24 protein-coding genes are annotated in these 23,464 nt (G+C 46.5%); 15 read left to right on the forward strand and 9 right to left on the reverse strand.

What is annotated here, in order from left to right:
- Positions 1-8: 8 nt before the first annotated feature.
- A complete protein-coding gene (locus G8759_RS04045) occupies positions 9-1,664 on the forward strand; it encodes an OmpA family protein (protein ID WP_167205462.1) in 1,656 nt (551 codons plus the stop codon).
- 52 nt (positions 1,665-1,716) lie between these two features.
- Here the strand turns inward: G8759_RS04045 and G8759_RS04050 are convergent, their stop codons facing one another.
- Positions 1,717-2,475, reverse strand: a complete 759-nt coding sequence (locus G8759_RS04050) for a hypothetical protein (protein ID WP_167205464.1) — start codon at positions 2,473-2,475, stop codon at positions 1,717-1,719.
- A 236-nt stretch (positions 2,476-2,711) separates the two neighbouring features.
- Between G8759_RS04050 and G8759_RS04055 the strand changes: the two genes are divergently transcribed.
- The 5 genes from G8759_RS04055 (at position 2,712) to G8759_RS04075 (ending at position 5,700) form a co-directional block, all read left to right on the forward strand.
- Positions 2,712-3,104, forward strand: coding sequence for a DUF3887 domain-containing protein (locus tag G8759_RS04055; protein ID WP_167205466.1), 393 nt, complete (start codon positions 2,712-2,714; stop codon positions 3,102-3,104).
- Positions 3,105-3,170: 66 nt separating this feature from the next.
- Entirely contained in the window at positions 3,171-3,494 is a 324-nt protein-coding gene (locus G8759_RS04060; protein WP_162388615.1) for a DUF3467 domain-containing protein, read from the forward strand.
- Positions 3,495-3,684: 190 nt separating this feature from the next.
- Entirely contained in the window at positions 3,685-4,116 is a 432-nt protein-coding gene (gene rpsL, locus G8759_RS04065; RefSeq protein ID WP_162388616.1) for a 30S ribosomal protein S12, read from the forward strand.
- Between the two features lie 160 nt (positions 4,117-4,276).
- Entirely contained in the window at positions 4,277-4,744 is a 468-nt protein-coding gene (gene rpsG, locus G8759_RS04070; RefSeq protein ID WP_162388617.1) for a 30S ribosomal protein S7, read from the forward strand.
- A gap of 86 nt (positions 4,745-4,830) precedes the next feature.
- On the forward strand, positions 4,831-5,700 hold the full coding sequence (locus tag G8759_RS04075; RefSeq protein WP_167205468.1) for an aldose 1-epimerase family protein: 870 nt from the start codon (positions 4,831-4,833) through the stop codon (positions 5,698-5,700).
- 98 nt (positions 5,701-5,798) lie between these two features.
- Here G8759_RS04075 and G8759_RS04080 read toward each other — a convergent pair whose 3' ends face one another.
- Positions 5,799-6,683, reverse strand: coding sequence for an OmpA/MotB family protein (locus tag G8759_RS04080; protein WP_167205471.1), 885 nt, complete (start codon positions 6,681-6,683; stop codon positions 5,799-5,801).
- A 209-nt stretch (positions 6,684-6,892) separates the two neighbouring features.
- On the opposite strand from G8759_RS04080, the gene G8759_RS04085 reads away from it, so the two are divergent.
- The 3 genes from G8759_RS04085 (at position 6,893) to G8759_RS04095 (ending at position 9,637) form a co-directional block, all read left to right on the forward strand.
- A complete protein-coding gene (locus G8759_RS04085) occupies positions 6,893-7,789 on the forward strand; it encodes an aldo/keto reductase (RefSeq protein WP_167205473.1) in 897 nt (298 codons plus the stop codon).
- 45 nt (positions 7,790-7,834) lie between these two features.
- Entirely contained in the window at positions 7,835-8,965 is a 1,131-nt protein-coding gene (locus G8759_RS04090; RefSeq protein WP_197933087.1) for a lactonase family protein, read from the forward strand.
- Positions 8,966-9,040: 75 nt separating this feature from the next.
- Complete coding sequence (locus tag G8759_RS04095) at positions 9,041-9,637, forward strand: 3-keto-disaccharide hydrolase (protein WP_162388621.1); 597 nt, start codon at positions 9,041-9,043, stop codon at positions 9,635-9,637.
- A 36-nt stretch (positions 9,638-9,673) separates the two neighbouring features.
- Here the strand turns inward: G8759_RS04095 and G8759_RS04100 are convergent, their stop codons facing one another.
- The gene (locus G8759_RS04100) at positions 9,674-10,771 is read right to left on the reverse strand and encodes an SMP-30/gluconolactonase/LRE family protein (RefSeq protein WP_167205475.1); all 1,098 of its coding nucleotides are present in this window, start codon (positions 10,769-10,771) and stop codon (positions 9,674-9,676) included.
- Positions 10,772-10,881: 110 nt separating this feature from the next.
- Between G8759_RS04100 and G8759_RS04105 the strand changes: the two genes are divergently transcribed.
- On the forward strand, positions 10,882-11,730 hold the full coding sequence (locus G8759_RS04105; protein ID WP_167205477.1) for a 3-keto-disaccharide hydrolase: 849 nt from the start codon (positions 10,882-10,884) through the stop codon (positions 11,728-11,730).
- Between the two features lie 20 nt (positions 11,731-11,750).
- On the opposite strand, the gene G8759_RS04110 is transcribed toward G8759_RS04105, so the two are convergent.
- Complete coding sequence (locus G8759_RS04110) at positions 11,751-12,236, reverse strand: VOC family protein (protein ID WP_167205479.1); 486 nt, start codon at positions 12,234-12,236, stop codon at positions 11,751-11,753.
- Between the two features lie 79 nt (positions 12,237-12,315).
- On the opposite strand from G8759_RS04110, the gene G8759_RS04115 reads away from it, so the two are divergent.
- Both G8759_RS04115 and G8759_RS04120 read left to right on the forward strand, forming a co-directional pair.
- Positions 12,316-12,765, forward strand: a complete 450-nt coding sequence (locus G8759_RS04115) for a hypothetical protein (RefSeq protein WP_167205481.1) — start codon at positions 12,316-12,318, stop codon at positions 12,763-12,765.
- A gap of 133 nt (positions 12,766-12,898) precedes the next feature.
- On the forward strand, positions 12,899-16,186 hold the full coding sequence (locus tag G8759_RS04120; RefSeq protein ID WP_167205483.1) for a S41 family peptidase: 3,288 nt from the start codon (positions 12,899-12,901) through the stop codon (positions 16,184-16,186).
- A 41-nt stretch (positions 16,187-16,227) separates the two neighbouring features.
- Here the strand turns inward: G8759_RS04120 and G8759_RS04125 are convergent, their stop codons facing one another.
- Complete coding sequence (locus G8759_RS04125; protein ID WP_197933088.1) at positions 16,228-16,656, reverse strand: GNAT family N-acetyltransferase; 429 nt, start codon at positions 16,654-16,656, stop codon at positions 16,228-16,230.
- Positions 16,657-16,922: 266 nt separating this feature from the next.
- Here G8759_RS04125 and G8759_RS04130 point away from each other — a divergent pair, with 266 nt between their 5' ends.
- Positions 16,923-17,486: a hypothetical protein gene (locus tag G8759_RS04130; RefSeq protein WP_167205485.1), complete on the forward strand. Its 564-nt coding sequence runs from the start codon at positions 16,923-16,925 to the stop codon at positions 17,484-17,486.
- Between the two features lie 21 nt (positions 17,487-17,507).
- Here the strand turns inward: G8759_RS04130 and G8759_RS04135 are convergent, their stop codons facing one another.
- A complete protein-coding gene (locus G8759_RS04135) occupies positions 17,508-18,011 on the reverse strand; it encodes a DUF6265 family protein (RefSeq protein WP_167205487.1) in 504 nt (167 codons plus the stop codon).
- A gap of 206 nt (positions 18,012-18,217) precedes the next feature.
- Here G8759_RS04135 and G8759_RS04140 point away from each other — a divergent pair, with 206 nt between their 5' ends.
- The gene (locus G8759_RS04140; RefSeq protein ID WP_167205489.1) at positions 18,218-18,412 is read left to right on the forward strand and encodes a hypothetical protein; all 195 of its coding nucleotides are present in this window, start codon (positions 18,218-18,220) and stop codon (positions 18,410-18,412) included.
- A gap of 1,008 nt (positions 18,413-19,420) precedes the next feature.
- Here G8759_RS04140 and lpcA read toward each other — a convergent pair.
- Entirely contained in the window at positions 19,421-19,996 is a 576-nt protein-coding gene (lpcA, locus tag G8759_RS04145; protein ID WP_167205491.1) for a D-sedoheptulose 7-phosphate isomerase, read from the reverse strand.
- A 114-nt stretch (positions 19,997-20,110) separates the two neighbouring features.
- Positions 20,111-21,907, reverse strand: coding sequence for a hypothetical protein (locus G8759_RS04150; protein WP_167205493.1), 1,797 nt, complete (start codon positions 21,905-21,907; stop codon positions 20,111-20,113).
- Positions 21,908-22,038: 131 nt separating this feature from the next.
- Between G8759_RS04150 and upp the strand changes: the two genes are divergently transcribed.
- Positions 22,039-22,686, forward strand: a complete 648-nt coding sequence (gene upp, locus G8759_RS04155; protein ID WP_167205495.1) for a uracil phosphoribosyltransferase — start codon at positions 22,039-22,041, stop codon at positions 22,684-22,686.
- A 74-nt stretch (positions 22,687-22,760) separates the two neighbouring features.
- On the opposite strand, the gene G8759_RS04160 is transcribed toward upp, so the two are convergent.
- Positions 22,761-23,402: a LolA family protein gene (locus tag G8759_RS04160; RefSeq protein WP_167205497.1), complete on the reverse strand. Its 642-nt coding sequence runs from the start codon at positions 23,400-23,402 to the stop codon at positions 22,761-22,763.
- Between the last annotated feature and the right edge of the window lie 62 nt (positions 23,403-23,464).

A 23,464-nucleotide genomic window follows, 5' to 3' on the forward strand; every position in this document is an offset into this window, starting at 1 on the left:
TTTATAGTATGAATGCCAACGGTACTGTTGCCGCCAGTCTGATTTTTTTGCTGCTTTCCCTGACGGTCAGTGGTCAAGCCGGTGAACCTGCGCGAGGACGAGATTCTACAAAATCGGCCAGTGCGTCGAATACCCAAGTTGAAAATCTTGGTAATCAGGTCAATTCGGAATATAATGAGATTAATCCGATGATTTCGCCTGACGGCAAGACCCTTTATTTTGCCCGGATCAGCCACCCAAATAATACGCATGGCGTTAAAGGAAGTCAGGATATCTGGTATTCTGACTTCGATGCTGCCAGTAAGAAATGGGGCCCGGCCCGGCGCATGGGTTTCCCGCTCAATAAAGACGAATATAACTGTGCCTACAGCATTACCCCCGACGGTAATACTATGCTCATCAAAGGACAGTATGTGAACGGTACCTACGAAACGCGTGGCTTTTCGATTAGTAAACGCACGGCCAGTGGTTGGACTCCGCCACAGAAAATAGATATCCCGAACTACGTGAACATGAGCAAAGGCCAATTCGATTGTGGATTCATGTCTGCCGATGGAAAGGTGCTGCTGATGGCGTTCAGTGAGAAAAAAAACAGCAAAGAAGACGATCTTTATGTTAGTTTTCGGCAGAAAGACGGCTCCTGGACAAAACCGATGGATCTGGGTTCAGAAGTGAATACCAAGTTTACCGAAACAACCCCGTTTCTGGCTCCAGATGGGGCAACACTTTATTTTTCGAGCAATCGCGAAGGAGGGCTGGGGAGTAATGATATTTATGTCTGTAAACGCGTTGACAAAACCTGGAAACACTGGTCGAAGCCCGTTAATCTTGGTCCAAAAGTCAATACCGATGGCTACGATGCTTACTACACTTTAGCAGCCTCAGGCGATTATGCCTACCTGACGACCTTCAAAAATACACTTGGCAAAGGCGATATCGTTCGCGTAAAATTGGCGGATGATCAACCCACTAACCAGCCGGGTAAGCTGGGTGGAGGAGATGATGTAGCCGGTAAATCCGATGTTACCCGTCCAGATCCGGTAGCGCTCATCAGTGGAAAGGTAATCAATCAGAAAACAGGTAAACCCATTGAAGCCCGAATTGTCTATCAAACGTTGCCCGATGGCGCCGAAGCGGGCGAAGCGACTTCTGACCCCGTTACCGGCGAATATAAAATCGTGTTGCCTTATGGCCAGAAATACAGCATGAGAGCCATTGCTAAAGACTTTATTGCTGAAGGTGACAATGTAGATTTGACCCAGACGAAGGGATTTCAGGAGATAAAAGGCCAGGAATTAAAGCTGGTTCCGATCGAGATAGGTGAGTCCGTAAGGCTAAATAATATTTTCTTTGATACCGGCAAAGCCGAACTTCGCCCCGAATCTGGCCCTGAACTTGACCGCCTGGTGACTACGCTGAATGAAGCTCCTAAATTAGTGATCGAAGTTCGGGGGCATACCGATAACACGGGTTCTAACGAAATAAACGCTAAGCTGTCGCAGGATCGCGCTGATGCCGTTCGTGAATACTTTATCAGCAAGGGGATCGAGCCCGATCGTGTGGCCAGTAAAGGGTTTGGCGAAACAAAACCCGTTGCCACAAACGATACCGACGAAGGGCGGCAGAAAAACCGGCGGGTGGAGATTGCAATCGTTAAAAAGTAATTTATGGTTCTGGTTTTACAGGGGTTGATGTCAACTACTGTAAAACCGCTTGTCAGTCCAGACCTGGTCGTTGAAAAGCCCTGGCGTCGGGGAGTAGCGTCTCTAATTCCCGGCGCAGACGACTCAATAGAGCCATCAGATCAAGTAAATCGTCGGTTTTTTCTGGAAAAAACTGAATAATTGTCTGCCAGGCCAGTAACGATCGATCGATACTAACCAGTACTAACTTAGCCTTTCCAAGGTGATAGGTAGTAAGTTGTGAATCGTGGGTGGGCTCGGCCAACGCCCGGAGCGCCGATTGCGTCTTAACCGGAATTAATGTTCGATACCACCGAATCATTTCCCAGGCATCTTTCAGCGAGTGCAGCACGGGCATCGCTTCTTCCTGCGTTCGTAATCCCAACTCTACATCTCTGATTTGCTGCTGGCCTGCTTGTTCTAATAATCCTTTCTCCTCATCAAGCCAGAGGCCAGTCGTTCGTAAATAGTTGCTGGCAAGTTTTGACACCACGTGGCCCTGGTTGTCGATTCGTCGGACGGCCTTTTCTTCCAGAGCAAGCGCTTGTTCGTTCGTTGGTCTATCCTTATCCGTAAGGTTCTGGACGCGGGTTAGATTCTCAACGTATTTTCTGGTCAGGTTGAGTGCTTCAGTCAGCTGCTGAACCAGATCGTCGCCAGCGTTTGGACGATTGGTTAATCCTGTTTCGTGTTGAATCTGAAAACTTTGGCACCGGCTGGTAAACAAACAGCGCTCACACCAGGCATCACAGTAATTATAAATACCAGGAATTAAATCAGATTGTATATTCATTTGCCGACAGGGCAATATATATAGTATTATTCTGTAAATATACATTATTGCCGAATAATATCGTATCGGATGGTATGGGAAAATTTAGGACAGCCAGACCGTTATCGTGCGGAAACAGAATCCCGACCATTCATCCGGCAGATAATCCATTTAAAGGAAGAGAAGGTAGGTAGTCCTAATTTCCGTCGGTTGCCTTCTTGTTTGGCCTATTTTTACCCCGCACTAATTCTAACCCGATGAAACAGGTTATTTTATTTCTTGCCTTTGGTTTATCGTCATTGGCAGTTTCAGCACAAACGGCAGATAAAGCGCCTGCGACTTCTGTACTGGAAATGAGTAAGTTAGACTCGCTGGCTAAATTGTCGCAGCAATTTATTAACAACAGTCAGCCAGATTCCTTATACAGTTTGATGGGTACGGCGTTTAAACAACAGATTTCTCTCGAGAAGATGAAAGAGATAATGGGACAGTTTAAAAGCCAGTTAGGAAAATGGGATTCCCTGGAGTCGCAGGGCGTAAAAGACGGGATTGCCCGTTATAAGGCAACGTTTGCCCAGTCGGCCCTCGATTTTTACATCAGCCAGGATAAACAGGGGAAGATTGAAACGTTTTTATTCAAGCCACTGTAAGAATAGTCATGTCCTGAAGAGGGAGAGGTACATTTTACTGTATTTTTGTCAAAAATAGCGCTTTATATGACTCCGCCACAACAAAACCCCGACGGCTCTATTGATGTCGAACTAAGCGAAGAAATCGCCGAGGGTGTATATGCTAACTTAGCCATGATCGCTCACTCGAACAGTGAGTTTATTCTAGATTTTATTCGTCTCATGCCGGGTGTACCCAAGGCTAAGGTGAAAGCCCGTATCATTCTGACTCCCGAACACGCCAAACGACTGCTGGAAGCCCTCCGTGAAAACATCAGCCGGTTCGAAGAGGCCTATGGTGATATCAATAACCCTACTGATAGCTTCAAATTTCCGACGGGTGGCTTTGGCGGACCCGTTGGGCAGGCGTAATCGGCAAAATAGCGTTTTACTCTACTTGAAAGTCGCTGGACAAGAGAAGAATCTGGGTCTACCCGATAAACCTCTTTTATCCAGCGACTTTTATATTTTGTCGTAGCCTTATGCTTTGGCATTCAAACAGTTTTCCGTATCTTTGCACCTCAAATTTCGGGAAGACTGTTTTTTGTAAACAATTTAAAGAATGCCTACTATACAACAATTAGTGCGTAAAGGCCGCGAGAAGCTTGAATTCAAGTCGAAATCGCCGGCTCTTGACGCCTGCCCACAACGTCGGGGCGTGTGCACGCGTGTGTACACCACGACACCGAAGAAGCCAAACTCGGCTCTTCGTAAAGTTGCCCGGGTTCGCCTGACGAACGGACGGGAAGTAAACGCTTACATTCCGGGCGAAGGCCACAACCTGCAGGAGCACTCAATCGTGCTGATTCGGGGTGGTCGGGTAAAAGATCTTCCGGGTGTTCGTTACCACATCGTTCGGGGTGCTCTGGATACGGCTGGTGTAAACGGTCGTCTGCAAAGCCGCTCGAAATATGGCGCGAAACGTCCGAAACCAGGTCAGGCTCCAGCTAAAGGTGGCAAAGGTGCACCGCCAGCAAAAGGCAAGAAAAAATAGTCATAAAGTCAGATAGTCATAAAGCTACACAGTTGATAACTCGACAATACACTTTATTACTATAAATCTTTATTACTGTACAACTAAACAAAGACTGGGCGTTGGAAAGCTCCTCCAGAGCGGGCTACGTTCAGAGTAAGATCAAAAATCTGAAGAAATCATGAGAAAGGCGAAACCGCCCAAGCGTTACGTGTTACCCGATCCTAAATATAAGGAGGTCCTCGTAACCAAATTTGTTAACAACCTGATGTACGAAGGCAAAAAGAGCCTGGCGTACTCCATCTTCTATGATGCACTTGATGTGGTCGCAAAACGCACCAACGAAAGTGGTCTGGATACGTGGAAAAAGGCATTGAACAACGTCATGCCATCAGTTGAAGTAAAAAGCCGTCGCGTCGGTGGAGCTACCTTCCAGGTGCCAACCGAAGTACGGGCTGATCGGAAGGTCGCGGTAGGCATGAAATGGCTTATCCGGTACGCTCGTTCGCGGGGTGAAAAAACAATGGTAGACCGGTTAGCAGCCGAAATCGTCGCAGCCGCAAAAGGTGAAGGCGCAGCTGTGAAAAAGAAGGACGATACGCACCGTATGGCCGAAGCCAACAAAGCGTTCTCGCACTTCCGGTTCTAAACCAGACAAGCAGACCACAGTCCCGGTGGTCACCAAATTCTAAAAAAGCCGCTCAACATTGAGCGGCTTTTTTAGTTTTGCAGGATATGACGACTCTAGAAAACCACCACCTTCGCGTATCCATTCGTCCCAAGGGAGCCGAATTAACGTCCATCTTTCATAAATCAACTGGTATTGAACACCTCTGGCAGGCCGACCCGAGCGTTTGGGGCTGGCATGCCCCAAATTTGTTTCCGGTAGTCGGTGGCTGCCTGAATAATCAGCTCCTGGTCGATGGGAAAACGTACCCGATCGAACGACACGGTTTTGCCCGACAATCAACCTTTGAAACAACGGAGTCCACGGCGACCCATGCTGTTTTTTCATTACGCTCCAGCGAATCGACACGAATACACTTTCCGTATGAATTTGAGTTTCAGATCATTTATGAATTGAACGGCCCCGCCCTTACGATCACTTATCGGGTAGTGAACGAAGACGAAAAAACTGTTTTCTTCTCTGTTGGGGCGCATCCGGCGTTTGCGGTACCTTTTAAACCAGATGAAGCCTATGAAGACTACTTTATTGAGTTTGAGCAGGCTGAAGCCCTGGAAACACACATGCTATCGTCGGTAGGCTATTTCAACGGAGAGACAAAGCCCGTGGCGACCGAAGGAAGTCGACTGTTGCTGACAAAACACCTCTTCGATCAGGATGCGCTGGTTTTCAAAAACCTGGCGTCCCGGCGTGTTGCCATCCGAACCGAGAAGCATGCTCACAGCGTAACCGTCGACTATCCGGCATTTCCTTATCTGGGCATCTGGGCTAAGCCAGGTGCGCCGTTCGTTTGTGTAGAGCCGTGGTTAGGTTGCGCCGATAGCGAAGGACAACAGAAGCCAATTGAGGCCAAAGAGGCCATCCAGCATGTTGAACCTGGTCATGTTTTCAATGCCTCCTTTACGATTGCAATTGCGTAAATAAAGTCTACGAACGAAGGCAAAAGGAAATCTGTAAAGAAAAAGCGGTTATAGCTTCTAGGCTATAACCGCTTTTTACGTAAGAGTTCTAGAGCTACCTATTTGCTTCCGCCAGCTTGGCCGCTCGACAACAGGTTGAAGAACTGATCCATTTTCGGCGTAATGATAATTTCCGTCCGGCGGTTTTGCTGACGGCCAACAGAGGTTGTGTTATCATCCTTCGGTGAAAATTCTGAACGTCCACCAGCGGTCATCCGCTCGGGAGCTACGCTAAATTTGCCTTGCAATGTTCGTACAACCGACGTAGCGCGCAATGCACTTAAATCCCAGTTGTCTTTAATGGCACTTGTTGCAATGGGAACTGCATCCGTATGGCCTTCAACCAGAATATCGAGTTCTTTGTGATCATTAACCACTTTGGCTACTTTGCCCAGTACAACTTCAGCAGCTGGTAAAACCTCATAGCTGCCTGATTTGAACAGAAGCTTATCAGAAAGCGACACATACACAACCCCTTTTTTCACTTCAACCTGAACGTCCTGATCGTTGATGTCGTCCAGTGAGCGTTTCAGGCTCATCACCAGTGCCAGATTCAACGAATCTTTACGTTGGATTGAGGAGTTAAGGTTATTGGTGTATTTCGTTTGCTCGTTCAGTGTTTCAAGCGATTTTTTAATACTTTCAGCACCAGACTTGCTCACAATCGACAGATCAGACATCCGGTCGAGGAGGTTTGTATTTGTCTTCTTAAGGTAATCAATCTGAGCAACAAGGTCATTTACCTGTTTGTCTTTACCTTGCAGATCAGTGTCTTTCGCTGATAATTGCGACCGAAGATCAGCCGTACGCTGATCGCAGTCATTCAAAGAAGCAACAGCCTTGTCACGGGCCTCTTGTAAGGATTTGATTTCGGCCAGCCGCTTCTTGCTATTACAGGAAGACAGCATTGCCACAGCTGCGAAAACAATCAGAACTCGTTTCATAGAGATAATTGAGGATATTGAAGGGTAACGAAAAGTTAGGTTTTAATGATACCAGCTTTTACTAGAGCCAATTATTTTGCAAAAGTAAAGGATTCTGGCTAACGGTTTTAATACTATTGTTCATGTAAAAGAATTCTGTTTGCATTATTTCCTTATTATACTGCTAAAATAAGAAAAAATCATGGATTTTGTAGGGGAAAGCACGCCATATGAACCACCGATCAATTAGAAATTCCGATCTCGTTGTCAGCGAAATTGCTTATGGCTGTATGTCATTGGGGAGCAACTACACTGACAACGCACACTTAATTCACCGCGCCCTCGACACCGGCATTACGTTATTCGATACCGCCGATTTATATGACCACGGTCAGAATGAATTAATGGTCGGTAAAGCATTGGCCGGGATGAGACAGCAAGTCGTATTAGCCACGAAAGTGGGCAACCAGTGGCGACCCGACGGTTCTGGCTGGGATTGGAATCCAACAAAAGCGTACATCCTGCAAGCCGTTGATGAAAGCCTACGCCGTTTACAAACGGACTATATTGACCTCTACCAACTCCACGGCGGTACACTTGATGACCCGATCGACGAAACGATTGAAGCGTTTGAACTACTAAAGAATCAGGGGAAAATTCGGGAATATGGCATTTCGTCCATTCGCCCGGCTGTGATCCGTGAGTGGATTACCCGATCGAACATGGTGAGCGTAATGATGCAATACAGTTTACTCGACCGCCGGCCCGAAGAGGCCTGCTTAGACTTGTTGCATGAGCATCAGATCAGTGTTCTGGCTCGCGGTAGCCTGGCGAAGGGTTTGCTGATCAATAAACCGGCTGTTCCTTACCTGAACTATACTACCAATGAGGTACAACAGGCTACCGAATCAATTGCGGCTGTATCCAATGCAGAGCGCAACCCAGTCGCTACGGCCATTCACTATGCGTTACATCATCCCGTTGTTGCTTCGGCGGTGGTAGGTATCCGCACAATGGAACAATTGACGGAGTGTATGCAGACGGAAGAAAGTCCAGCGTTAACGGAATCAGAATGGAACCAGTTAGCAAGCACACTTCCTGCTAACCAATACGACCAACATCGGTAGTTTAGGTGAAATCTCTGCTTATTACACAGACTCATCATTACGTATATGAACCAATTACGCAACTGTATTTTAGGAATTTCATTTGGGTTAAGTATGGCCGCACAAGCCCAGTCTGGTAAAGAAATTATGTACGTTGGTACGTATTCTGTTCGGGGGAGCGAAGGCGTTTATGTCTTTGAATTTGATCGGGCAGCGGGTACAATGCAACCCCTTCAGTCCGTTTCAAACGCGAAAAGCCCGTCTTTTCTGGCCATTCATCCGTCGGGTAAATACCTGTACTCGGTCAACGAAGGGGCCGATAAACTTGGCGGTGTTAGCGCCTACGCCATTGACAAGGCAACCGGTAAGCTTCAATTTCTGAATGGCCAGTCGTCACTTGGGGGAGGCCCCTGTCATATCAGCATCGATCAGACTGGAAAAACGGCATTTGTGTCTAATTATGGGGGTGGGAGTTTGGCGGTGCTGCCGATTAACGCCGACGGCACATTGAGTGCAGCCGCCGATAGCGTTCAGGACGCTGGTACAGGACCGAATGAAAAGCGTCAGGAAAAAGCACACGTTCACTCAGCAACGCTGGCACCCGATAATCGATTTGTCTACGTAGCTGATTTGACCACTGATAAGCTCAATATCTTCGATGTAGATGCCAAAACTAGTACGGTGAAACCCGCTTCAACGCCTTACGTCAGTGTAAAGCCTGGTTCTGGGCCGCGCCATTTTACATTTCATCCGAATGGGAAATACGCTTATCTGGTCGAAGAATTAACCTCGACCGTGGCTGTACTTTCCCGTAATCCGAAAACGGGTGCCTTGACCGTAATTGAGGATAATGTTAAAACGCTTCCTGCTGATTTTACGGGCCAGAATACCAGCGCCGACATCCACATTGATCCGTCGGGCAAGTTTTTATACCAGTCTAACCGGGGTGCTAACACGTTGGCTATTTTCGCTATCGGTAGTGATGGAAAGCTAACGAAGGTGGCTGACCAGCCCACAGAAGGCAAAACGCCCCGCAATTTTCTGATTGATCCTAAAGGGGATTTTGTTTTCGTGGCTCATCAGGATTCGGACAATATCACGATTTTTAAGCGCGATCAGAAAACAGGCAAGCTAACTTACACGGGTCAGTCGGTGAAAGTTCCGGCCCCGGTTTGTGTGATTATGGCTAGCCGATAACGTAATTTTGTGGGCTCATTCGCAACAGAATGAGATTTTGCAACTATAAAAATTAACTCTAACTCCCTGTTCTAAATGAAGTATTTTATTGCCATTGGCTTCGTGCTGAGCGTTCTGGCCTTCACGGCTCCAACTAAAACGATCAATCTTTTTAACGGAAAAGATCTTTCTGGATGGAAGATTTATGGTACAGAAAAGTGGTATGTCGAAAATGGAGAACTCATCTGCGAGAGCGGTCCTGATAAGAAGTACGGCTATCTGGCAACCGAAAAATTCTACAAGAACTTTGACCTATCGCTCGAATTCAAACAGGAGGCTAACGGAAACAGTGGTGTGTTTTTTCGTTCCACCATTGATGGCACCAAAATTAGTGGCTGGCAAGTAGAAGTAGCCCCACCCAACCACGACACGGGTGGCATTTATGAATCCTATGGCCGGAACTGGCTCGTACAAATCCCCGACGAGAAAGAAAATATTCTGAAACCTGGAGAGTGGAATAAACTTCGCATTCGGGTTGATGGCGATCATGTTCAGACCTATCTCAATGGTACTGAAATGGTCGATCTTCACGACGAAAAAATCGGAAAGGGTGAAGGGTCAGTAGCCCTGCAAATCCACGATGGCGGTGGTATCAAGGTCCGCTGGAAGAACTTAAAATTGCAACCATTATAGTAAACAGGTAGCGCGGCTTTTCGGCCGCGCTACCTGTTATAAGTCAACGTACGACATTGTATGAACATCGTCGGCCCTGGTGTTGACAAATTTCTTCTCTGGTTTATCGTAGTCGGTAATATACAATCGGTTACCTTTCAGGAGTACTTCGGCGGGCTGGTCGATTTGCCCGCTTTTACCGTCTGTATCGCCGTTCTGCACGAGCGTAGTCACCTTGCCATCCGGCGCAATACGCATGACCGCATTCATACGGGAATTGCATAGATAGATGAGATCGGTCTTACGATCTACGATCAGGCCATCTACGCATGGAATCTTCTCGCTCACCTTCACTACAGCTTTAGAGGCCAGGCTTCCATCGGGTTTAAGTGTTAGTTTATAGAGCGTTCCATCGCCAAAAGAGCCCGTGTAGAAATTGCCCTTGCTGTCATAATCCAGTCCGTCTGCGCCATTGTCGACTCCTGTTTCGTTGACCTCCGTTGTAAAGGTTGCCAGAATATGAGAGTCTATCGTTCTGGTCTTCAGTGAAATACGTCCTTTGTTTAACTCATCGAGCGTAAAGTGAAATACGGCGCTGCCTTTGTCATTGTTGGGCATGTCCCATTGGCTGTCGGTGACATAGATCGTATTGCCTTTCCACACGACCGCATTCGATAAGCCAAAACCCGTAACAACCGGTTCCACACCTTGTGCTTTGCCATTTTTTATTCGCACCCGCATTAACCGGGATTTATAATTCTTGTCGTTTTCGAATTGATTGTCGGCGTAGTACAGATTGCCATCGGGCCCAAACGCCAGATCCATTGGGCAGGCATGTTTGGTATCTGGATGTACGGGCAAGCCTGTGAAGAACTGAACCGAGTCGGGTGCAAACTTTACCAGAACGCCGGGATAACTATTGTCGGCCAGATTAGGAACTGAAAGGAAAATGGAGCCGTCGGGAGCCAGTGCCATGCCATCGGGTGTGTTGTATTTTTCTGGCAATGTATAGAGTAGTTTGGGACTGCCGATCATCGAAACGGTTTCCTTCGCACTATCGAGATCGCCGGTATTGACTCCTTTTGAGTTTTCTTTTTTCTGGCAGCTAGTGGCCAGGCCCAGTCCGAGTAGAACGGGAATAATGAACTGTTTCATAGTATAACGTCGAGTAAGTAGAACTATGCCGACGTAAACCGAATGTTCGCGTAAAAGTTGAAAACGTTTAGCCTAAAGCGGATCCCCTTATTTAACCAGCGCTTATAGCAATGAAATTACTTTTTCTGACGGCCTGTGCCAGCCTGCTCGTTTGTATTTCTGCCGTTGCGCAGCCGTCTCAAAAGCCAGGTAATTGGCAATCATTATTTAACGGAAAGAACTTTAGCGGTTGGGAAACATACCTGGATAAACCTTATGTCAAAGACAGTCCGGATCGTAAAACGCCACCTTTGGGCTTGAACAACGACCCCAACCATGTGTTTTCGGTAGTTACAATAGACGGTAAACCCGCTTTACGGATATCGGGCGAAACTTTTGGCGGTATCAATACACTGGCCGAGTTTGAAAACTACCATCTGCGGCTAGAGTTCAAATGGGGAACCCAGAAATGGCCACCCAAACTCGACCGTCCCCGCGATAGTGGGCTACTTTACCACAGTGTTGGCCCGCATGGTACACCAATGCTGTGGATGGAATCGTTCGAGTTGCAGGTTCAGGAAGGTGATTGTGGTGACTACTGGGGTGTCATGAACGTGCTGGCCGATATTACAGCTCGCAAAAATGAAAAGGGGGCCTACGTTTATCAACCCGGAGCTGAACTGGTAACGTTTCAGGATAAAACACCAGTTGGCCGGTCATGCCTTAAAAATCCTGATAGTGAAAAGCCCTCTGGCCAATGGAATGTGCTGGAACTTTACTGCTTTGGCGATACCTGCCTACATGTGATGAACGGAAAAGTCAATCTGGTTCTGACACATACGCGCCATCTGGTCAATGGCCAGACTGTTCCGCTTACAAAAGGGAAGATTCAACTACAGTCGGAAGGGGCTGAGGTGTTTTACCGAAATATTCAGGTTCAGTCCATTAGTCTGTTACCTCCCGAACTGCTTCAGCAGTAGCTAGCTTTTGGAAGAGTAAACTAAATCTCGCTCAGCAGGTCTTCCAGGTCCAGAGAATGCGTATACATGTCAATGGAGCCATCCGGTTTACGAGGCCATTGATCCATTGGGCGATCCCAGTAGAGTTCAACGCCATTCCGATCCGGATCATTGAGGTACAATGCTTCCGACACGCCATGATCTGACGCACCGGTAATCGGGTACTTTGCCTCGATAAGCCGCTGTAGGGCTACCGCCAGATCCCGACGGGTTGGGTATAAAATGGCCGTATGAAACAAACCTGCTGCCCGAACGGGGGCTGGCGGGGCATCTTTGCTATACCATGTATTCAGCCCAATATGATGATGGTAACCTCCGGCCGAAATAAAGGCCGCTTCTTTCCCATAGGTGGTTATGAGCGAAAAGCCAAGCAAATCGCAGTAGAATGCCAGAGCACGGTCCAGATCTGAGACCTTAAGATGAACGTGACCAATGCGGGTTTGAGCAGGGATTATGTAAGAGGACATAGCCTAACGGATTAAGCAGATACGGCTAAATTTAAGTTAATACAACTGAACAGGCATAACATACAAAAGATCCTGACCAATGAACATACTTGATATTAGTCTGGCTGGTGTAGTCGGCACAGCACTCATGACGGCCTTTATGTATGCTATGACTTTCCTGACCGAACGGGTCCTGAAGGTAGTGAAAATTCTGGGGACAATGCTGACCTTTCAAACATCGCCCGATGGAAAATTATCGGATCGGCCACGGGCTATTTCAGTCGGAATCATTGCCCACTATTTTATTGGCATTCTGTTCGCATTGTGTTATGGCTTACTGTGGTCGTGGGGAATTGGTAGTCCGGATTTACAATCAGGCATTTGGCTGGGGATTGGCAGCGGGCTTGTTGCTATTGCGTTTTGGTATGGATTCTTTGCTATTCATCCAAATCCACCGGCAATACCTCTAAAGCATTATTTAGTCACGCTGTTTCTGGGGCATATCGTTTTTGCGTTTGGCGTTATCATTGCCTATAATTATCTGAAGTAGCATCATACTGTCTGGGTACTTGCCTTCCTGCCGAAGCGGTCTTATTTTTAGGTTAATTTGTTTGCAGATACAAGTACTGTATCTGCTTTTGTCAACGAACAGATTCCTCTCAAAAGTTAACCAAGCTCTTTGAATGTGCACGTCAACAACTTTACTTTTTCGCATTTTACTGGCTGCCTCATTGACCTCCCCGGTATTGGGGCAGACTCAACCGGTTGGGCCGGCCCCCAAATTTGCCTTTGCTGAGCCGAGTCTTTCGCCCGATGGAGCCGAGATCGCGTTTGTATCGGGCGGTGATATCTGGACCGTGCCTGCATCAGGGGGCGAAGCCCGACTGCTGGTATCACATCCCGATAATGAATCGCGACCACTTTATTCGCCGGATGGTAAATACCTGGCCTTCGCTTCGTCGCGCTCGGGCAACGGTGATATTTACCTGTTGGCACTGGAAACGGGAACGATCAAACGCCTTACCTACGATGATGGCGCTGAAGTGCTCAACGCGTGGTCGCGTGATGGTAAGATGGTCTATTTTCAATCGACCAGCCGCGATATTTCCGGTATGAACGACATTTATCGGGTGCCTGTTTCTGGGGGGACGCCGATGGCAATAACGGCCGACCGTTATGCCAATGAGTTTTATGGAATGCCTTCGCCAGATGGCAAAACACTGGCTTTTTCGGCGCGGGGTATCGCATCAAACCAATGGTGGCGCAAAGGGCATAGCCATCTGGATGAGTCTGAAATCTGGCTGTATCGTATCGACGCAAAAAAAACAGGTTCGGCTTACGAGCGCCTTACCGAAGGTGGGGCCAAGGAACTGTGGCCGATGTGGAATCAGGATGGGAAAGCGCTTTTTTACGTGTCGGATCGCAGCCAGGGGCAAAATCTATGGATACTCCCCCTTGGTGGCAAGCCCGCAATGTTGACCACATTCAACAGCGGTCGGGTGTTGTGGCCATCAATTAGTTACGATGGCCGGGCTATTGTCTTTGAGCGTGATTTTCAACTCTGGAAATACGATGTAGCCAGCCGACAGGCCGCTCCTGTTTCGATCAGACTTCGGGGTGTTGCCGCAAGCCCTGCCATTGAGCACCTGAAACTAACCAATCAGTTTCGCGAAATGGCTTTATCGCCCGACGGGAAAAAAATTGCATTTATTGCTCATGGAGAGGTATTTGCCGCATCTGCCAAAGACGGGGGGGATGCTACTCGAATTAGCCATAGCGCAGCCAACGAATCGCAGCCCGTATGGACGCCTAATAGCCGTAGCCTTGTGTATGTATCGACCCGCGACGGTGTAGCTCATCTTTACCGTTACGATTTCGCAACGCGCGACGAAACCCGCCTGACAGACAGTTCGCTGGATGATGGTTCCCCTGTATTCTCTCCGGACGGTAAATCGCTGGCCTTTGTTCGAAATGGTCAGGAGCTTCGTGTGCTTGACTTGTCCGCAAAAAAAGACCGACTGTTGAAAAAAGCCTATCTGGGTCGCCCGCCGTTTGGGTCTAACGGGTCTGTTGTCTGGTCGCCCGATGGGAAATGGATTGCGTTTGCTTCATACGGAGCCAAAACCTTTCGAAATATCTCAGTGATTCCGTCTGCTGGTGGCGAAAGCAAGCCAGTTAGCTTCCTGGCCAATACCTTTGGCGGTAACGTTAGCTGGAGTCCCGATGGAAAATACATCCTGTTCGGAACGACCCAGCGAACCGAAACTGCGCAAATTGCCCGCATCGATCTGGTTCCGCGTTCGCCTAAATTCCGGGAAGACCAGTTTCGGGATTTATTTAATGAAGAAGTTCCCAAGACGCTGAAACCTGCACCAACAACACCTGCCACCGCCAAGACAACCACCCGCGATACCACGGCACGAGTATTAGGCGATACGGCTAAAGTAGAGAAGGGAGGATCTGCAAAAATCGTTTTTGAGGATATTCGTCAGCGGTTGAGTCTGCTGCCCGTTGGCGTAGATGTAGATGCACATACAATCAGTAAAGACGGAAAAACGCTGTTGTTGATCGCAACCGTAGCTGGTCAGCAGAATTTATATACCTACTCGCTTGATGAACTAGGCCGTGAGCAAAGTGTAGCGCGACAACTTACCTCAACCGCTGGAAATAAAAACGGCGCGCAATTTTCGCCCGATGGTAAAGAGATTTTCTATTTGGAACAGGGCAGAATTCAGTCTATAACCCTGGACAGGCGAGAAGCCAAACCGCTAAACGTGACAGCGGAAATGGACGTCGATTTCAGCGATGAAAAAGTACAGGTTTTCCGGCAGGCCTGGGATATTCAGAGCAAAGGTTTTTACGATTCCACCTTCCACGGCGCCGATTGGAAAGCGGTTCGGGCCGAGTATGAGCCATTGGCCGCTGGTGCCCGTACACCCGACGAGCTTCGTCGTCTGATTAGCCTGATGTTAGGTGAATTGAATGCGTCGCACTCGGGTATCTCAGCTCCGGCGGGTTCGGTTCAAACGACTACGGGTCGCATTGGGCTTCGTTTCGACCGGGACGAATACGAAAGTAAGGGCAAGTTGAAAATCACAGAGGTCATTGCGCTAAGCCCTGCCGCCCTGTCGGGTACAATTAAACCCGGCGATTACTTAGTGGCTATCGACGATACGAAAATAACAGCCTTGACCAACCTTGATCAGCTTCTTGAAAACCAGGTGAACCGGCGAATTTCGCTTATGGTGGCTCCTTCGGCTGATGGAACTCCACGTGAGGTGACCATCCGGCCAGTCAATCAAACGACAGAGAAAGGACTGCTTTACAAACAGTGGGTACAACAGCAACGTCAGTATGTCGATAAGGTCAGCGGGGGGCGACTCGGCTACGTACACATGTACGATATGTCGGCCGAATCGCTGGCGCAGCTGAGCCTCGATCTGGACGCAGATAATCACGCTCGGGAAGGAGTGGTGGTTGACGTTCGGAACAATAATGGCGGTTTCGTGAATGCGTATGCGCTCGATGTGTTTACACGGAAAGGATACATGACCATGACCTCACGCGGACTACCGTCGGCTCCGGCCAGGACACAGTTGGGTCAGCGTGCACTGGAAACGCCTACCATTCTGGTAACGAATCAGCACTCGCTCTCCGATGCCGAAGATTTCACGGAAGGCTACCGGACGCTTAAAGTTGGTAAGGTAGTTGGCGAACCTACGGCGGGGTGGATTATCTATACATCGGCCGCGCAACTCATCGATGGCTCAAATCTGCGGCTACCATTTTCTAAAATCACAGACAATACCGGCAAAAATATGGAGCTGGCCCCACGGCCTGTAGATATTGCCGTATCGCGGCCAATTGGCGAGAGCTATACCGATAAGAATAGCCAGCTGGATACTGCCGTAGCCGAATTGCTGAAAGAACTGAACGAAGCTAAAGCCTCAAAACTGAGTAGCGGCAAATGAAAAGTGGGGGGGAGGTGCAGTTCGTTTCCTCTTCCCTAACTCTATTCGTGTAATATCAGCAGAAAATAGGCACCTTCGTCAGAGGTGCCTTCTTCTTTTATGACCCACCCCTGCGTTTGATAGAACGATACGGCATTTGTATTTTGCTGTAAGCATTTCAGGGTTGCCGGTCGGTCTAGTTTCTCTAAACATCGGGTAAGCAGGGCTTTACCAATACCCTGACGGCAAAAACGCGGATCGATGTAAAGATTGTGGATGAAATTATCCGGTGGCCACCACGAAACAAAGCCAATGGGTTTATTGCCCAATATGGCAACCAATAATTCCTCATCCTGCGTTGCTTTATCGAAGTCATCGAGCTTAAACGTTGATACATCCAGCCAGGTGAACGTCTGAGCGCGTGAATTCAGATAAAGTTGCCGCAAATCGGCTAAATAGGCTGTTTGCATGCCACCAATCCGCCAATCCATGAGTTCTTCGTTTTGCTAAAATAGACTTCTAGCTGGTAGCTCAATACCTATAAATATAATGTTTCAGGCTATGACCAGGCCGGATCCGGTCAAGTGTATCCTTCCGTTCGATAAGTGCTATGAGTGAGTGGCAGCTGTATTGATTTGATAACCCGTAGCTTTCAGGCGAAAAAAAATTAGTCATGCCCTTTTCCCGTACACTTGCGCTTTGGTTGGTTATTTGTTTTCCCATAACCAGATTAAGTGCTCAATCTTCCCAGAAATCAATGACCGGAGAGTATTACCTGACCGGAGTACGAGAAGTCGGCTCAGGTATCAAATTGAACGCCGATTCTACGTTCGAATTCTTCTTTGCGTATGGCGCACTCGACCGCTTCGGGACAGGTACCTGGAAACAGCGAGATGAACAGATTATATTAACCAGCCGACCTCGCCCGCCCAAAGATTTTGCGCTCGTTACCAGTCGGAAAACGCCGGATAAAGGAATTACTATTCGTATTGTTGATCCCAACAAACAATTACTTCGATACGTAGAATGTACGACCGGAAATGGTACTGATATTCGCCGTGAAATGGCAAATGCCGACGGTGAGATGCATTTCGCCAGCTTACCTGTCGAAGCAATTTCGTTGCGATTCGAGCTATGCCCGGATCGTTATTCGGCCTTCACGATTGATTCAAAAGCACATAACTATTTTGAATTCCGGTTTGAGCCCTGGATCGTAGAAGTATTTTTCGAGAATATTGCTTACACGCTTTCCGGTAAAGATCTGGAAGGTCCGCACCCGTTGCTTGAGCCCGGGAAAAAATATTCATTTGTGCGCAATTAAACCACACCAAATAAGATTAGGTTAGCGGGCTCGATTGAAAACAAATAAATCGCTGAATCCCCATTTGCCATCTTTGGATTGACCCCGCTGTATGACCAGCTGGTCTTTTGACCGCTTTTCGTAAATAATTCGAATCGATCCATCTTCTTTCTCGAAGAGAGCATAGTCTTTTTTTGCTTCGATAAACGTGTATCGATCCTGCTTGTCCTTTTCTTCCTGCCCGATTAGGCCGGGCTTAAAGTGCTTGACCAGAGCAATTGGGCCGCGCTCGGTTTGTTCGAAGATCAACATTTCGTACATCGTAACTTTGTTGTCTTTCATCATCCGGATGAAACCCGTCAGGTTATCACCAGCGGGTGCAATCCAGACCGCATCAATGGGTCCACCGCTGAACGTTCCCTGCCAGTGCCCTTCCAGAAAACTCATATCAGCTAAAGTGCCGGTTTTAGAAGCCGTTTGGGCATTTGTAACAAAGGTTGCCAGAAGGCATAGAATGCAGCAGAAAACCAGTTTAAACGTTTTCATTAGGAAGAAAGAGGGTTGTTAATAGAAAGGAAAGCATAAATGATAAAATTTATACGGTTATAGTGCGTCTTTTTAAGTTGGGTTGACACGTAAACTGGTTTTTTTGATAAACTGGTCGGCAATAAAAACGACCCGGCACGATTAATGATGGAGAATATGATAAATAGCTTACTGATTTTCAATCAACAACCCTGTTTAAAGCTGCCATGAAATCGAAAGATAAACAACAAATTGCTGACGAGATAAAAGCTAAAGTAGCAGAGTTGGAAATGCTAATTGTGGCAGCAGAATCGTTGGGGTTGACCGTAAAATTATCCGGTAGAACAGTAGTTAATAGTATATTTCGTCCCGAGACTCCATTGACGGTTGAAATTCACCACTATCAGACAGAAAAGTATTAAAGTTTTATATTAAGCGTTTCTAAGAGAGTGACAACCAAATGCATGCTATCGTCAGTTACTCCTACAACCGTACCACAGGCAGTGCATTGAACAAAATACAGTTGGTATACACTATTCTTAACCGGAGCCGGTTGTAGCTCAAAAGCTGTATGCTGACAACGTGGACATCTGGATTTAGCCATGAGTTGAATATGAATTAGGGAGAAAGGATATGCTTAATGAATCATAGAAATTGGTGTGGTTAGCGAAAATTTTAATTGAATACCATTTATAAGGTATCAATATTGCCCAAGTATACTCAAGGAAATGATAAATGAGAATTTTATATATGACTATTATTTATAATATGGCTATTTCTTATTTCTGTAAAATTCAAGTTTTGTTAAAAGGAAATGGATATAAGTAAAGATAATGTTTGGTCGATTTTGCTAAATGAATACTAATGCGGCTGATAATTAGCATGATCAATGAGCTCAGAACGAAATTGAAGCTGCGTAGTGAGGAAATATTTTAGCATAATGGCAAAGTAACACCATGTTTATACTATTTAATAATTATTGATTGTACCCTTTTCTCTTGTTTGGCTGTACGATGATTCTTTTATATGATTAAACTATCTTTTTTTAAGAATAAATAATTTTCTTCTTGTTGATAGAATCCATCATAGTTTATATTCTTCAGATTAAAATACAACTAATTTATCTATTTTAACTTTGAGTCACTGTAATTGAAATTTACTTTTAAATTAAATTATTAACTATAGGGATATTTATCCCAATATATATAAATAGATAAAATGAGTGATAATATTGATTTTTGAAAAAAAGTGGCTATCTCGCTGAAATACTATAATTTCTCTATACCACTAAATAAAAAAACAAAAGGTGTATTTTCTAACGGATCACTTTAGTCCTTAAAGAATAGTAATTAGTAACACCTGTTGCTGAAAATTTATAATTAACATAGTGTCCTACCTGGCAACATGCCTACTGGTCGAATGAGGAGTTATCAACCAATCACTTGCTTTTCTATAAGCAGGATAAAGATGTGAATGACTTTTATATGGATTTCCTGAATTCGGTCAGCATAACCAAAATGAGGGACACGAATCTCCACATCAGCTTTTCCGGCAAGCTTGCCCCCGTCTTTTCCCGTTAGCAAAATTACGTGCATCCCTTTCGACCGGGCCGCTTCTACAGCTCTGATTATATTGGCCGAATTACCACTTGTGCTTAAACCTAGTAAAACGTCACCTTCGTTACCAAGGCCTTCAATAAATCGGGAAAACACAAATTCATAGCCATAGTCATTACTCACGCAGGAGATATGGCTCACATCAGAAATGGCAATAGCGGCCAGCGAACGCCGATCGTCACGATAGCGTCCAGAAAGCTCTTCGGCAAAGTGCATGGCGTCGCAATGAGAACCGCCGTTGCCGCAGGATATAATTTTACGGCCTTTTTTTAGCGCATCGGCCATAAGCCGGGCCGCCAGGTCGATAGCTGTAAGATTGTCGGGATTGCTGAGAAATGTATCTAAAACAGACTGTGCTTCAGTCAGTTCGTGGCGAATTATGTCGAGCATTGAAATGCAGTTTTGAACTGTCTACTGCCAATGTTCAGTTGATGAAGCAGCAAACGGAGGCCAAAGTTGGCTACTATAGACTGAAAACTCAAAACTGAAGGCAAAAATCTGATTTTAAAAAACCCAATTCCGATATGGAAGATTCCAGCGGAGCGCGAAACTGGCTAACTTGTCGGTATAGCTATCAGGCTGGTATTCGCTGTCTTTAAAGCGATACAATAAGCGACCTTCCAGAAAAATATTGTGCCGAATCATGTAGGAAGCCCGAAGGTCGGCGTAGGTAACAATGGTTTTTCGGCCCTGCCCAATGAAGTTTCCTTCATTTCGAACATTACTGTAGTAATCTAACAGAATATTGCCACCATAATTACGGCCGGGTATATCGGCTCCATACATCATTATACCAAAAATTCCGTTTCCAGACCATTTTTTCTGCTGGTATCGGACTATACCAAGTCCTTCAACAAAGTTAGCGCCGAGCGGATGAGCCATAGGTTGGCTATAGTGCGCGTAATTGCCCTGCCCTGCCGACGAAAAGGTTGTATTGAAATGCGAATAGGTATAAGGTCGGGCTAAGTTTAGTTCGGTCTGAATATCGAGATTAGGGACGTTAAAGGCATCGATGTATTTGGCCCCAAGCTGAAACGCAAATTTATTCGTCCAGTTCCCTTTACCGGACATCAGTTCACTGAGCCTGAATTCGTCTAGCAGGAATTGACTATAAACCAGAAACTGAGTAAGGAAATTCGCTTTGAAGTCGATCCCGATCATGGCATTGTCGGCACTCCCTCTATACGATTCTACGAAGCGATAGAAGATGATTGGGTTCAGATAATTTATATCCAGGCGATCCCGACTAAATACTTCAGCTTCAAACACGCCCACATTGATTTTTGGGCTTATGTTAATGCTGATATGGTGCATAGCCGCAAACTTCTGCGGAATGAGCATATTCGGTAATACACTTTCCTGGGTATTCTGTAGTTCGGTAAAAAGATTTGTATACTGGATTTTGCGACCTAGCTGCGTCGTTAATTTTAAGAATAGGTAAGGGGCACTATTATCGGAAAGCAGTAGAGAACGAAATCCATTTCCGAAGAAGTTTCTGTCGTGGCCAAACTGGAGGTTTATAATTTTTAAAATATTGAGCGTAAAATAGCCGCGTGCCGTCAGAAAGTCTGCGCCGTTTTGGCGGTAAAGTTTGGTAAATCCTTCGCCGGGGGCAAACCCTCCGCCTACCTCCGGGCGGTATATGGGGGCATAATCCTTCGTAATATAATAAGGGTAAATGGCCTGGTTGTCGGCGAAGAATGTGTAGAAACCAAGTTTTTTGCCAATTGTACCTCTTACTTCCAGCCCGCGCGTATTCACAAATGGGTACCTTAATGCCTCATCGGTAGTCGATTCCTGACCAGGAGCCTGTTCGCCACCAATACCAAAATAGACAACGGGATTTACATGGAGGTCAAAATCAGGGGTCTGTAGACTGTAGAAATCGGCTTTTTTGCGATAAAATGACCGAAGAAAAGGGATTTTTCCACTTAGCGGTTTTTTACTATCACCGGGAGCTGGTGGTGGCAGCAAATGCTTCGTAAAAGGGTCACGGGTCAACGAGTCAGTCGACGGCCGGGTCCATTCCCAACTATCATCCCGCAGGTAATTAAAATTGAAGTAGTCTGTATCAGAAAAGGGTCGGCCAGGTTTCGAGAGCAGACTATCGGTGAGCTGGATAATGCTCTGGCGGTTATAGGGTTTTACGGAGCTATGAAAACCGTCGGCCCAATGACCCTGCCGAATTTCCAGTCGGTCGATTAAGTGATAATAGTCCGCATTAAGAGGTACAAATGGACTCTGGGACCAGACTGGAAAGGATACAACTAAAAAACCAAATACGTAAAAAAAACGCTGCATACAAGTTACCGGATAGCTCACTCTACTCCGTTCATCCACACAATTTGCTTTATCTGAGCGACAAATTAGGCAATTGGTTTGGATATACGCCAGTCATCCGGCTAATTTACGGAGAAAGACCCCTGTTATCTATGTTTGTTTTTGCGCAACAGCCCTCGCTGGTTAATCAATTCGTGGCCGAACTTCGTGATGTTTCGATCCAGAAAGACCGTTTACGCTTTCGTCGGAATCTCGAGCGGATCGGCGAACTGATGGCTTATGAAATTTCAAAGACGCTTCCTTACCATAATGTCTCGATAAAAACACCACTCGGTATTTCTGAAACACAACTGCTTAGACAACAGCCTGTTCTGGCGACAATAATGCGAGCGGGGCTACCTTTTCATCAAGGATTAGCCAATTATTTCGACCAGGCAGAAAACGCTTTTGCAGGCGCTTATCGGGGGTATAGTGCCAGCGATAGTGATGAGTTCGAGATTACAATGGATTACATTGTCAGCCCGGATATAGGCGGTAAAACACTTATTCTAAGTGACCCAATGCTGGCTACGGGCCGTTCGCTAGAAAAAATATATCATGCTATGCTTCGCTACGGAATTCCGGCGCAAACGCATATTGCCGCTATCATAGCCAGCCCGGAAGGAGTTCGTCATGTGCAGCGCCAATTACCCCAATGTCATCTCTGGCTGGGGGCTATCGATAGTCACCTGAACGAACATTCGTACATTGTTCCCGGACTTGGGGACGCAGGTGATCTGGCCTATGGAGGGAAAGTATAAAGCGATGTATGGTTCAGGATGTATGATCTATTCTGACCTCCAGAAGAAATTCGTCATACATCCTCACTCATTTATTACCGGAGGTCAACGACTTCAACGCCTGGATACTTTGATTTATCAAAGATGAAATCCGAATCGGATACAGTGGCGTTCGGCGTAAACTTAGTAATGGTATAGGTAGTTCGCTTACCATCTTTGTTAATGATCAGCCAGTTACGAACGGATTTGTCAGCTTTGTCTACCGAAATCTGAATGGTTGAAATTGGGCTCTTTTGCCGATTTGGGGTCAATTCAATGACTTCGAGGGTACGACCGTTCTGCTTTTGCTCCTTTAAAAAACGGTAATCGAACCCACGTTTATAGATTGTGTAAATCTGTGTCGGATTTAGTTCACCAGCAGCGCCATCTTCATAATCCTGTACATTCACTTCATTGGATTCTTTGATGTAGGTCGACATCGTTTGTCCGTCAGAGAAAACCTCCTGGCCGCCTAATTTCAACCGGAACTTCGCATCCTTTACGCTTAAGTCTCCCTTATAGGATTCATTTGCCCCAGCTCCGACACTGGCATAGGTGAAGGTGGCCTGGTATGATTTCAGGGATTTATACTGTTTGCTCATTGCATCCAGAATGCCCTTTGCGCGCTTATCCTTCTGAGCTACTGCGGGTAGTGCCATCACTACTGCCAGCCCCAGCATCCATGCTACTTTTTTCATTTTTATGTAGTTACTCTTAAATTCAAGTTGTGAAGACAACTGACCGTACGAGCTATCTTATT

The organism is Spirosoma aureum, assembly GCF_011604685.1.
Lineage (GTDB): Bacteria > Bacteroidota > Bacteroidia > Cytophagales > Spirosomataceae > Spirosoma > Spirosoma aureum.